This is a genomic window from Kerstersia gyiorum (genome assembly GCF_048595715.1).
GTDB lineage: Bacteria > Pseudomonadota > Gammaproteobacteria > Burkholderiales > Burkholderiaceae_B > Kerstersia > Kerstersia gyiorum.
On record NZ_CP169556.1, the window covers coordinates 1,999,977 to 2,012,310 of the forward strand.

Genomic DNA, 12,334 nt, shown 5'->3' on the forward strand with positions numbered 1-12,334 from the left:
TCCCAGTCCTCACAGTGCGATGCGGCGGAAATCGGCCAGCAGCGCGCCCAGGTACGCATTGAAGCGGGCGGCGGCGGCGCCGTCGATGACGCGGTGGTCGTAGGACAGCGACAGCGGCAGCGTCAGGCGCGGCACGAATTGCTTGCCGTCCCAGACAGGCTTCTGATACGAACGGGAAGCCCCCAGGATCGCGACTTCAGGCGCATTGATGATGGGCGTGAAGTGCGTGCCGCCAATACCACCCAGCGACGAAATGGAGAAGCAGCCGCCCTGCATTTCGGATGGCGACAGTTTGCCGTCACGAGCCTTCTTGGCCAGCTCGGACATTTCCTTGGCCAGTTCGACAATACCCTTCTGGTCGGCATCGCGGATCACCGGCACCACCAGCCCATTGGGCGTATCGGCGGCAAAGCCGATGTGGTAGTACTGCTTGAGCACCAGGGTGTCGCCATCCAGGGAGGCGTTGAACTCGGGGAATTTTTTCAGTGCAGCAACCACGGCCTTGATCAGGAATGCCAGCATAGTGAACTTCACCCCTGCCTTTTCGTATTCCTTGTTCAAGGTCACGCGCAGCGCTTCCAGTTCCGTGATGTCCGCTTCGTCATTATTGGTGACGTGCGGGATCATGACCCAGTTGCGATGCAGGTTGGCACCGGAAATCTTCTTGATGCGCGACAGCGGCTTGGCTTCGATCGGGCCAAACTTGGTGAAGTCCACCTTCGGCCAGGGCAACAAGCCCAGCGCAGCGCCATCGGCACTCGCAACGGCTCCGGCCTGCGGTGCAGCACCGGCAGACAGCGCCTGCTTGACGAACTTGCGGACGTCGTCGTGCGTGACACGGCTCTTGGGGCCGCTGCCTTGTACCTTGAGCAAGTCCACGCCCAGCTCGCGGGCGAACTTGCGCACCGACGGCGAAGCATGGGCCAGCTTGTTGCCAGACAGATCGGCCGGGGCCAGCGCCGCGGTAGGCACCGGCTTTTCGGTGCTGGCTGGAACAGGCGCAGGTGCCGTTTCAGCCTTGGGGGCTGCGGCAGGCGCTTGGGCTGGCGCGGCTTCGGCCTTGGCCGGTGCGGCCGCTGCCTCAGCCTTGGCAGGCGCGGCCTGGGCGGAAGCGCCTGCCTCCACTTCCAGGATCACCGAACCTTCCTTGACCTTGTCGCCGACATTGACCTTGACCGACTTCACCACACCGCCTTGCGACGCCGGGATTTCCATCGAGGCCTTGTCCGACTCCACCGTAATCAGGCTTTGCTCGGCTTCGATCGTGTCGCCAACGGCGACCATCACTTCGATCACTTCGACGCTGTCGAAGTCGCCAATATCCGGCACTTTGATCTCAACGAGATTGCTCATGTCTTATGTCCCCTTTACGCGTAGTGCGGATTGGCCTTGTTCGGGTTGATGCCGTACTTCTTGATGGCTTCGGCCACCTTGGCGCGCGGCAGCTTGCCTTCGTCTGCCAACAACTTGAGCGCGGCCAGGACGATGAAGTGACGATCAACCTCGAAGTGCTCGCGCAGCTTGTAGCGGTAGTCCGAACGGCCATAGCCGTCGGTGCCCAGCACGTGGTAGCGGCGGCCTTCCGGAACAAACGGACGGATCTGGTCGGCGAACATCTTGATGTAGTCGGTCGACGCGACGATCGGGCCTTCGCTTTGCTCCAGCACCTGGGTCACATAGGGCTTGGGCGCTTCGGCTTCCGGGTTCAGCAGGGCCTGGCGCTCGGCATCCAGGCCGTCGCGGCGCAGCTCGGTGAAGCTGGTCACGCTCCAGACGTCGGCGGCAACGCCCCAGTCTTCGCTCAGCAGGTCCTGTGCAGCCAGCGATTCGCGCAGGATGGTGCCTGAACCCAGCAACTGCACGCGCAGCTTGCCTTCGCCGCCAGCCTTCAGCTTGTACATACCGCGGATGATGCCTTCCTCGTCGCCTTCGTTCAGGCCGGGCTGGGCATAGTTTTCGTTCATCACCGTGATGTAGTAGAAGACGTTTTCTTGGTCTTCCACCATGCGCTTGAGACCGCGCTGGATGATGACGGCCAGTTCGTGGCCGAAGGTCGGGTCATAGGACACGCAGTTCGGGATCAGGGCCGACTGGATGTGGCTGTGGCCGTCTTCGTGCTGCAGGCCTTCGCCGTTCAGCGTGGTACGGCCGGCAGTGCCGCCCAGCAGGAAGCCGCGTGCCTGCATGTCGCCCGCCGCCCAGGCCAGATCGCCGATGCGCTGGAACCCGAACATCGAGTAATAGATGTAGAACGGGATCATGACGCGGTTGTTCGTCGAGTACGACGTTGCCGCGGCGATCCAGGAGCTGAACGCGCCCGCTTCGTTGATCCCTTCCTGCAACAGCTGGCCGTTGGCGGCTTCCTTGTAGTACATGACCTGGTCTTTATCGACCGGCACGTACTTCTGGCCTTCCGGCGCGTAGATGCCGATCTGGCGGAACAGGCCTTCCATACCGAAGGTACGGGATTCGTCTGCCAGGATAGGTACGACGCGGGGGCCCAGGTTCTTGTCGCGCAGAATCTGGTTCAGGATGCGCACGAACGCCTGCGTGGTCGAGATCTCGCGGCCTTCGGCGGTCGGCTCCAGCACGGCTTTGAAGGTATCCAGCGCGGGCACGGGCAACTTTTCGTCGGAAACGCGGCGACGCTTGGGCAGGTAGCCGCCCAGGGCTTCGCGGCGTTCGCGCAGGTACTTCATTTCCGCCGATTCTTCGGCAGGCTTGAAGTACGGCAGCTCTTCGAGCTTGTCGTCCGGCACCGGGATATTGAAGCGGTCGCGGAATTCGCGGATGGCGTCCAGATCCAGCTTCTTCTTCTGGTGCGTCGGGTTCTTGGCCTGGCCGTCATGGCCCAGGCCATAGCCCTTGATGGTCTTGGCCAGGATGACGGTGGGCTGGCCGCCGTGTTCGGTGGCCGACTTGAACGCAGCATAGACCTTATGGGGGTCATGGCCGCCACGGTTCAGGCGCCAGACGTCGTTGTCGCTCATGCGGGCGACCATTTCCAGCAGCTTGGGATGCTTGGCGAAGAAGTTTTCGCGCACGAACTTGCCGTCGTTGGCCTTGTAGGCCTGGTATTCACCATCGACGGTGTCTTCCATGATCTTGCGCAGGATGCCTTCCTTGTCGCGCGCCAGGAGCGGATCCCAGTACCCCCCCCAGATCAGCTTGATCACGTTCCAGCCAGCGCCACGGAAGTCGCCTTCCAATTCCTGGATGATCTTGCCGTTGCCGCGCACAGGGCCGTCCAGGCGCTGCAGGTTGCAATTGATGACGAAGATCAGGTTGTCGAGCTTTTCGCGTGCGGCCAGGCTGATTGCGCCCTTGGATTCCGGCTCGTCCATTTCGCCGTCGCCGCAGAACACCCAGACCTTGCGCTTGCTGGTGTCGGCGATGCCACGGGCATGCAGATACTTCAGGAAACGGGCCTGATAAATGGCCATCAAGGGGCCCAGGCCCATGGACACCGTCGGGAACTGCCAGAATTCCGGCATCAGCTTCGGGTGCGGGTAGGACGACAGGCCCTTGCCATCGACTTCCTGGCGGAAATTGTCCAGCTGTTCGTCGCTCAGGCGGCCTTCCAGGTAGGCGCGAGCATAGATGCCGGGCGACGAGTGGCCCTGGAAGTACACCAGGTCGCCACCATGCTCTTCGGTATCCGCGTGCCAGAAATGGTTCTGGCCCGTGCCAATCATGGTAGCCAGCGACGCGAACGAAGCCAGGTGGCCGCCGAGGTCACCGCCATCGGGCGGCGTGTGGCGATTGGCCTTCACGACCATGGCCATGGCGTTCCAGCGCACGTAGGCGCGGATGCGGGCTTCCAGTTCGAGGTTGCCGGGATGGCCGGGCTGCAGCGCTTCCGGAATCGTATTGACGTATGCGGTGTTGGGCGAGAAAGGAATATGGGCGCCCGAACGGCGTGCCTGGTCGATCAGGCGTTCAATCAGGAAGTGGGCGCGTTCCGGCCCCTCCTGTTCCAGTACCGCGGCCAGGGCATCAAGCCATTCCTGGGTTTCGAGGCTGTCGATGTCTTGCGCCGTCGAGCTTTGATCGACGTTCTCTTGTGCGGACATAAGGTGTCTCCTTATCTTCGGATGGACGGGCGAAGCCGGGAGTTACCGGCTTGATCCAGATTTCTGCGCTACTTTGCCCAGGCTGCCAGCTTGAGCTGGCTATTTTGGCCACTTTACCTATCATGCGCCGCCCGTTGCGCGTCGTGGGGATGCGAAACCGGGCGAAACTTGCAGTCGTCAAGCTTTGAGCAAAAAGCCCTCGCAGGACCGTGGCAGGCAAGCGCTGGCATGAACACCAGGGGCTTCCCTTTCGTAACCTAGCATATCGTTATCGCAAACGCATTCTAGGAAAGACACTGTAGCGGAGCAAGCGATTTTTCACGAAGCGAGATTATATTTCATAATATAAAAAATGGACTCTCGCGGCCGAAGCGCTGTTCCAGCGCGTTACGCCGGCCTGTCGGCAACCGCGGCGCAATCCCCTGCCGGTCCTCCGGCGCAAGCCCCGGACGCCGCCAGCCGCAGCGCCGGCAGCAAGATTGCGACGCGATCCCTCATTTGATGGCATATTCCGTGCCGTGCCGGCAGGCTCGTGTTCTAAAATGCCGGCGAATCGGAAACAAAAGAGACAATGGCCAGTACGCCCAGACCTTCCATCACGACTCAGTTCCACAACCATGCGCGCACCCGCCGGCGCGGCTGGTACTGGCTCACCCCCGTCCTGGTGCTGGGACTCTACTTGTGCGTGATGGGCGCCTTCTTCTGGTTGCAGCACCTGCGCGACGACAGCGTCATGTTCGTCACCATCGACCAGGAAATCCGCCAGCAACGCCTGCTGTGGGTCGTGATCGGCCTGTCGGTGGTCATTGTCATCAGCCTGCTGGCGCTGTGGCGCTATACCCGTTACCGCTGGAATGCCGAGGCCGCGCTGATTGCGGAAACCAGTTTCCGTCGCGCCATGGAAAACTCCATGTCTACCGGCATGCGAGTGATCGACATGGATGGCCGCATCGCCTACGTCAATCCCGCCTTCTGTCGCATGATAGGCTGGAACGAGGCGGACCTCGTCGGCCGGCGGCCCCCCTTCCCCTATTGGGTGCCCGGCCGCTTCGAGGCCCACCAGCACACGATGGACCTGGTTCTGTCCGGCAACACGCCCAGCAGCGGCCTGGAAGTCGAAGCCCAGCGCCGCGATGGTTCGCGCTTTACCGCCCGCATGTATGTTTCCCCGCTGCTGGACCCGGATAGCAAGCAGATCGGCTGGATGACCTCCATGACGGACATCACCGAGCCCAAGCGCATCCGCGAGGCCCTGACGGCTGCGCACGAACGCTTTATGACGGTGCTGGAAGGCCTGGACGACGCAATTTCCGTGACGTCCGACAAGCAGGAAGGCATGGAGCTGCTGTTCGCCAACCGCACTTATCGCCGCGTTTTCGGCGCCCACGCCAACGGCCACGAAGAATTGCTGGGCGGCCGGCGCGGCCGCTACACCGATGAATCCATAGAAATTTTTTCGCAATCGGCGCAGCGCTGGTTCGAAGTTCGCCATCGCATCCTGGCCTGGACGGACGGCCGCAAAGTCAGGCTGCAAGTGGCTCGCGACATCACTGAACGGCGTGACCACGAAGAAGCCTCGCGCGTACAGCGTGAGAAAATCCAGCTCACCAGCCGCCTGACCACCATGGGCGAGATGGCTTCGTCGCTGGCGCACGAACTGAACCAGCCGCTCACGGCCATCACCAACTATAGTATGGGAGCCGTCGCGATGGTCCGTGCTGGGCGCACCGATCCCGATTCGCTGCTGCCCGCGCTGGAAAAAGCGGCCATGCAGGCCGAACGCGCCGGCAAGATCATCAGCCGCATCCGCGAATTCGTGAAACGCAGCGAGCCTCGCCGCCAAAGCGTTTCCATGCTGGGCATACTGGAAAATGCCGTGGCGTTCGCCGATATCGACGCCCGCAAACGGCGGATCAGCATCGTCCAGGATATCGAAAGAGATCTCCCCAACGTGCTGGCCGACCCCATCCTGATCGAACAGGTATTGCTCAATCTGCTGAAGAATGGCCTGGAAGCCATGGAAAACAGCGAGATAGACATCCTGCGCGTGGAACTGCGCCGGGAAGGTGCGTTGGTCGGGGTGTCGGTCATCGACGCCGGCCACGGCCTGGCCGACCCGCAGCGCCTGTTCGAACCATTTTTCAGCACCAAGTCCGAAGGCCTGGGCATGGGGCTGAATATCTGTCGCACAATAATAGAGTCTCACCACGGCAGGCTTTGGGCACAGTCCAATCCTACCGGAGGTACCATATTCAGGTTCACCCTGCCCTGCGCCGCGCCGGAAACGGTCCAGCCAGAGGCTAAGTCCGAGGAGAAGCACGCATGAGCACCCCCCAGTCCGCCGGCATGGTTTATATCGTTGATGACGACGAGGCAGTACGCGACTCACTGCGCTGGTTGCTCGAAGCCAATGGCTACCGTGTGACAGCCTTCGATAACGCCGAAGTCTTCCTGTCCCAGTACGACCCGGGGCAACTCGCGGTACTGATCGCCGATGTGCGCATGCCCGGCATGAGCGGCCTGGAGTTGCAGGAGCAACTGCTGGCGCGCAAGGCCCCGATTCCCATCATCTTCATCACGGGCCACGGCGACGTGCCCATGGCCGTGGCCAGCATGAAGAAAGGCGCAGCCGACTTCCTGGAAAAACCCTTCAATGAATCCGACCTGCGCCAGATCGTGGGCCGGATGCTGGAACAGGCTGCGGAACGCCACGACCAGGTTCAGACCCGCCGCAACCGTGAAGCCATGCTGGGCCGCCTGACCGCGCGCGAACAGCAAGTGCTTGAGCGCATCGTCGCCGGCCGCCTGAACAAGCAGATTGCCGACGATCTTGGCATCAGCATCAAGACCGTCGAGGCGCATCGCGCCAACATCATGGAAAAACTTCAAGTAACCACTGTGGCCGACCTGATGAAGGTGGCCCTGAACAACAATTAACGGATAGTCCCAATGACCGCACGCATTATCAACGGCTCCGCCCTGGCCCAGCAAATCCGGGAAGAAGCCGCCGTCCGCGCCGCCAGCCTGACCGCCGCCGGCATCAAGCCCGGGCTGGCCGTCGTCCTGGTAGGCGAGGACCCTGCCTCCCAGGTATATGTCCGCAACAAGGTCGCTGCCTGCGAGAAAGCCGGTTTCCATTCCGTCATGGAGCGCTATCCGGCCGATCTGAGCCAGGCAGCCCTGCTGGAACGCGTGCGTGCTCTGAATGCCGACCCTGCCATCCACGGCATCCTGGTGCAGCTGCCGCTGCCCAAGCATATTGATGCCCACACGGTGATCGAAACCATCGCACCCGAAAAGGATGTCGATGGCTTCCATATTGCCAATGCCGGCCTGCTGATGACGGGCAAGCCGCTGTTCCGGCCCTGCACGCCCTACGGCGTCATGAAGATGCTGGCCCATGAAAATGTCGCGCTGCGCGGCGCCGAGGCAGTCATCGTGGGCGCCAGCAATATCGTCGGCAAACCCATGGCCATGCTGCTGCTGGCCGAAGGCGCGACGGTCACGCTGTGCAACTCCAAAACCCGCGACCTGGCGGCGCACACGCGCCGTGCCGACGTCCTGGTCGTGGCCACCGGCCGCCCCGGCATCGTCACCGGCGACATGGTCAAGCCCGGTGCCGTCGTCATCGACGTCGGCATCAACCGCGGCGCGGACGGCAAGCTCTGCGGTGATGTGGATTTCGCGTCTGCCAGCGAAGTGGCCGGCGCGATCACTCCCGTCCCAGGCGGCGTGGGCCCCATGACCATCGCCATGCTGCTGGTCAACACCGTGGAAGCTGCGGAACGCCAGCTCCAGGAACAAGGCAAGGCATGACCGAGAACGCCGTGTTGAATAACAACCCCCTGATGGTGCCGGTTGCGGCGCATATCGACTATGCCGCCATCGAGCCGGCGCATATCGCCCCAGCCATCGACCAGCTGCTGCAGAACGCCCGGCAAGCCGTCGAACATGCCGCCTCGCCCGAATTGCCTGCCACCTGGGACGCGGTCGTCCTGCCGCTGGAACTGGCGTCGGAACAGCTATGGCGTGCGTGGTCGGTGGTCGGCCACCTGAACTCGGTCGTCAACACGCCTGAGCTGCGCGCAGCCTATAACGAGATGCTGCCCAAGGTCAGCGAGTTCTCGACCTGGACCGGTTTGCATGAAGGCCTCTACAAGCAGTATCTGCGCCTGCATCAGGCGGGTGGCTGGAGTCCGGCGCGCCAGCGCGTGCTCGACCTCGCCTTGCGCGACTTCCGCCTCGGCGGCGTAGCGCTGGAAGGTGCGGCGCGCGAACAATATGCACGCAATTCCGAGCAACAGGCGCAGGTGTCACAAAAGTTCTCCGAGAACGTGCTGGATGCCATCGACGCCTGGGCGCTGTATGTCGAAGACGAGGCGCGTCTGGATGGCCTGCCCGAAGACGTGCGCCAGGCGGCTCGCAATGCGGCACAGGAAGACGGCAAGAGCGGCTGGAAACTGACGCTGAAAATGCCGTGCTACCTGCCGGTCATGCAATATGCGCGCGACCGCTCGTTGCGCGAAGCGCTGTATCGCGGCTATGCCACCGTCGCCTCGGAAAACGGTGATGCCCGCTACGATAACGGCCCGCAGATCGAACAATTGCTGGCCTTGCGCACTGAAGAAGCACAGTTGCTGGGCTACGCGGATTATGCCGCCTTGCGCCTGGAAACCCGCATGGCCGACAGCGCGGCGCAGGTAACGGATTTCCTGCGAACCCTGGCCCGCCGCGCCCGGCCTTATGCAGAACAGGACCTGGCAGCTTTGCGCGCCTATGCCAGTGAACAGCTCGCCCTGGATCCGCTGGAACCCTGGGACGTGCCCTTCGCGGCAGAACGCCTGCGCGAAAACCGCTACGCCTATTCTGACGATACGGTAAAGCGTTATTTCACCTTGCCGCGCGTGCTGGAAGGCCTGTTCGGCGTCGCCCGCTCTCTGTTTGGTGTGTCTTTGCAACCGGCAAACCTGCCGGGCTGGCATCCGGATGTGCGCAGCTTCGCCGTCACCGACGCCGATGGCGCGGTGCTCGGCCACCTGCACATGGACCTGTATGCCCGCGCCGGCAAGCAAGGCGGCGCCTGGGTCGATGGTGAGCGTAACCGGCGCCTGGCAGCTCCTGGCGTGCAAACGCCGGTTGCCTACCTGATTTGCAATTTCGCCAGTCCACAGGACGGCCGCCCGGCGCTGCTGACGCACGATGATGTCATCACCCTGTTCCATGAAAGCGGCCACGCCTTGCATGCGCTGCTGTCCGAAGTCGATGAACCGGCCCTGTCGGCGTTTTCGGCGGTGGAATGGGACGCCATCGAACTCCCTTCCCAGTTCATGGAGAACTTCTGCTGGGAATGGGAGGTTGTGCAAACGCTGTCGTCCCACGTGGATACCGGCGAAGCCTTACCACGCGAACTATTCGACAAGCTGCTGGCAGCGCGCAACTTCCAGGGCGGCATGCAAATGCTGCGCCAGATCGAGTTTTCGCTGTTCGATATCCTGCTGCATCAACAGGTACGGCCCATGGCCATGGCGGACGTGCTGTCGGTGCTGGACGCTGTGCGCAAGGAAGTGGCGGTATTGTTCCCGCCCGCCTGGCACCGCTTCCCCAACAGCTTCTCGCACCTGTTCGCGGGCGGCTATGGCGCTGGCTATTACAGCTACAAATGGGCGGAAGTTCTGTCTGCCGATGCCTATGCCGCGTTCGAAGAAGCCGCTGGCGCCAGCGGCAATTCAACGCTGGATGCTGCCACTGGCACGCGTTTCCGCAAGGAGATTCTGGCCGTGGGCGGCGAGCGCCCGGCCGCCGAATCCTTCCGCGCGTTCCGTGCGCGGGACCCCAGCATGGATGCCCTGCTGCGCCATAGCGGCATGGATGGCCAGTCCTGACCGATACTGACGGACCATGAACGGCATGCGGCCCAGCCTGCATGCCGTTTTTTGTCGCCGGGCCGCTCCCAAGACAAAAACGCCCCCTCGGGGGGCAGCAAGCCGCAGGCGCAGCGTGGGGGCATTTTTTATCAGTGCCAAGCCAGCCGGCGCCTGCCCGCAAGGCCGGATTCTATTGTCTTGCTCATCCCCTTTAATCATGGATAAAATATATCCATGATTAAAGGGCAAACTTCATGAAACTCAGCGACGGCGTAGAACAGGCCATCCACAGTGTGACGCTGCTGGCGGGACTTTCCCCCGCAGGCTTGCTCTCGGCGGCGGCCCTGGCCGAATACCATGGGGTATCGCCCAGCTATCTGCTCAAGCATCTGCAGGCACTGTCCGCTGCCGGTATTCTCCAGACCCTGCCTGGCCCCAAGGGCGGATATCGGCTCGGCCGCGCCCCGACTGAGATTTCACTATTGGATATTGTCCTGGCCGTGGAAGGCGCCGGACCGGCCTTTCGCTGCCAGGAAATACGCCGCCGCGGCCCCAATCCCCTGCCGCCGGGTTGCGCAATGCTTGCCGGCCCCTGCCGCATCAACACCGCCATGCAACGCGCCGAACAGGCCTATCGCGCCGAACTCAGGTCCGTCAGCATCGCCAGCATTATTGCCGACGTCAGCGCGCTCGATGACGGCTCCATCGCCAAACGCAGTGGCTCATTCCTACAGGCGCACGAGCGCATTCCCATCCAGAAAGCCTGAACCCTTGCCTTCCATTCTCAGGAGCATGCCATGCAAAACCGCTTCAATTTCGCCAAAGCCGCACCCGACGCCTACCAGGCGCTTTCCTCCGTTTCGCAATACCTGACCGAGGAATCCGGACTGGCGCCCGATCTCATCCACCTGATCAATCTGCGCGCGTCCCAGATCAATGGATGCGCGTTTTGCGTGGACATGCACGTCAAGGAAGCGCGTCATGACGGCTTCAGCGAGCAGAAAATCCACCTGGTCAGCGTCTGGCGCGAATCGCCGGTTTTCGACGAGCGCGAACGCGCCGTACTGGGCTGGACGGAATCCTTGACGCTGGTATCGCAGACCCATGCGCCGGATGCAGCCTATGACGCATTGCGGGCCTTTTTTACAGAGGCGGAGATGACCAAACTCACGCTTGCGATTGGTGTCATCAATGCCTGGAATCGCCTGTGCGTAGGGTTCCGCGCCCTGCCAGCCATCGACGCCAGCGCCTCTCCGGCCTGATCATCCCGCGTCGGCTCAAAGCACGGCCTTGAATCGAACCGGCGGGCCAATGAACCGGCCCGCTGGGTCGAGACCATCCGTCACGCACCATTCAATGACTGCGGTCTCCGCCCCGCCGCACACGACAGAACCGGCCGTGTCGCTGCCTGCCTGTCTCGCGCTATCGCATGACTGGTCTGACAGACAATACGGCGGATTCAAACGTTGTCTTGCCGCACCAGGCTGAGCAGGGTGTCAGCCAGGAATCTTGCTATCGGGCCGTTGGGTTGATCCAGCCGCCGCGCCAGATAGCTTTCCAGAACCCCCTCGCCCTGCCGCCCCAGCGCATCGGTCCTGATACGCACCAGTTTGCCTTCCTGCAATTCCGGTTCGACCAGCCAGAGGGGCAACCTTCCCCAGCCGACGCCTGCCCTGATCAAGGCATGTTTGGCTTCCTGGGTCGTCACCCGGCAGGTTCTTGGCGACAACACACCGAAAGTCCGGCCAGCCGATAGCAAGGTGGGATCTTCCAGCACGATCTGCATATGTTCGGCCAATTCCGCCAGACCCAGCAGGCGGCCAGTCTCCACCATCGCCAACGGGTGATCTGCCGCGGTCACGGCCACCTGTGCGACAGGGGCCAACGCTTCCAGGCTGATACGTGGCTCGCGAAAATCCTCACCCACCATAATGGCCAGGTTGCAGCGCCGCTCTATCAGCGCCTGGGCCGGATAGCCGAGGGGTTCAACAGCCACGCGTAGCGCCACCGTCGGATATCTGGCATGGACGGCCCTAAGCGCGACACCCACGACATCCAATGGAAACAGGGTATCGACCACCAGCGCCAGTTCGTGCTCCAGCCCGGCGCCAAAACCACGCGCGCGGGCACGCATGGTGTCCACCCTGAGCAGCAGGTCCTGGGCATCGGCCAGCAGGGCCTGCCCTTCTTGCGTCAGTACCGGTCGATGTCCGCTACGGTCGAATAACTGCACGCCCAACTGCGCTTCCAGGTTGGCAATGCTCGTGCTGACCGCCGATTGCACGCGAGCGAGGTTCTGGGCGGCGGCCCGAAACCCGCCGCAATCCGCCACAGCCACGAATGTGCGGATTTGATCCAGGGTGAGAGGATCTATCATTATCTGAATAAACGATCAAG

9 protein-coding genes are annotated in these 12,334 nt (G+C 62.4%); 6 read left to right on the forward strand and 3 right to left on the reverse strand.

Annotated features, from left to right (window positions below; translation table 11 throughout):
• Nucleotides 1–9: 9 nt before the first annotated feature.
• Both aceF and aceE read right to left on the reverse strand, forming a co-directional pair.
• Nucleotides 10–1,353, reverse strand: a complete 1,344-nt coding sequence (gene aceF / locus ACEW7X_RS08855) for a dihydrolipoyllysine-residue acetyltransferase (protein ID WP_238591397.1) — start codon at nucleotides 1,351–1,353, stop codon at nucleotides 10–12.
• A 14-nt stretch (nucleotides 1,354–1,367) separates the two neighbouring features.
• Entirely contained in the window at nucleotides 1,368–4,073 is a 2,706-nt protein-coding gene (aceE, locus tag ACEW7X_RS08860; protein ID WP_253595770.1) for a pyruvate dehydrogenase (acetyl-transferring), homodimeric type, read from the reverse strand.
• A 571-nt stretch (nucleotides 4,074–4,644) separates the two neighbouring features.
• Here aceE and ACEW7X_RS08865 point away from each other — a divergent pair.
• From ACEW7X_RS08865 to ACEW7X_RS08890, 6 genes are all read left to right on the forward strand, one after another.
• Nucleotides 4,645–6,399, forward strand: coding sequence for a PAS domain-containing sensor histidine kinase (locus ACEW7X_RS08865; RefSeq protein WP_253103060.1), 1,755 nt, complete (start codon nucleotides 4,645–4,647; stop codon nucleotides 6,397–6,399).
• The gene (locus ACEW7X_RS08870) at nucleotides 6,396–7,010 is read left to right on the forward strand and encodes a response regulator transcription factor (RefSeq protein ID WP_068372182.1); all 615 of its coding nucleotides are present in this window, start codon (nucleotides 6,396–6,398) and stop codon (nucleotides 7,008–7,010) included. The genes ACEW7X_RS08865 and ACEW7X_RS08870 overlap by 4 nt, the downstream gene beginning before the upstream one ends.
• A gap of 12 nt (nucleotides 7,011–7,022) precedes the next feature.
• Nucleotides 7,023–7,889: a bifunctional methylenetetrahydrofolate dehydrogenase/methenyltetrahydrofolate cyclohydrolase FolD gene (gene folD, locus ACEW7X_RS08875; protein WP_127774258.1), complete on the forward strand. Its 867-nt coding sequence runs from the start codon at nucleotides 7,023–7,025 to the stop codon at nucleotides 7,887–7,889.
• Entirely contained in the window at nucleotides 7,886–9,955 is a 2,070-nt protein-coding gene (locus tag ACEW7X_RS08880) for a M3 family metallopeptidase (RefSeq protein ID WP_134838434.1), read from the forward strand. The genes folD and ACEW7X_RS08880 overlap by 4 nt, the downstream gene beginning before the upstream one ends.
• 236 nt (nucleotides 9,956–10,191) lie before the next feature.
• The gene (locus ACEW7X_RS08885; RefSeq protein ID WP_420177090.1) at nucleotides 10,192–10,704 is read left to right on the forward strand and encodes an RrF2 family transcriptional regulator; all 513 of its coding nucleotides are present in this window, start codon (nucleotides 10,192–10,194) and stop codon (nucleotides 10,702–10,704) included.
• A 30-nt stretch (nucleotides 10,705–10,734) separates the two neighbouring features.
• On the forward strand, nucleotides 10,735–11,199 hold the full coding sequence (locus tag ACEW7X_RS08890; RefSeq protein WP_068372170.1) for a carboxymuconolactone decarboxylase family protein: 465 nt from the start codon (nucleotides 10,735–10,737) through the stop codon (nucleotides 11,197–11,199).
• Nucleotides 11,200–11,396: 197 nt separating this feature from the next.
• On the opposite strand, the gene ACEW7X_RS08895 is transcribed toward ACEW7X_RS08890, so the two are convergent.
• Nucleotides 11,397–12,314, reverse strand: coding sequence for a LysR family transcriptional regulator (locus ACEW7X_RS08895; protein ID WP_068372167.1), 918 nt, complete (start codon nucleotides 12,312–12,314; stop codon nucleotides 11,397–11,399).
• Nucleotides 12,315–12,334 lie beyond the last annotated feature (20 nt).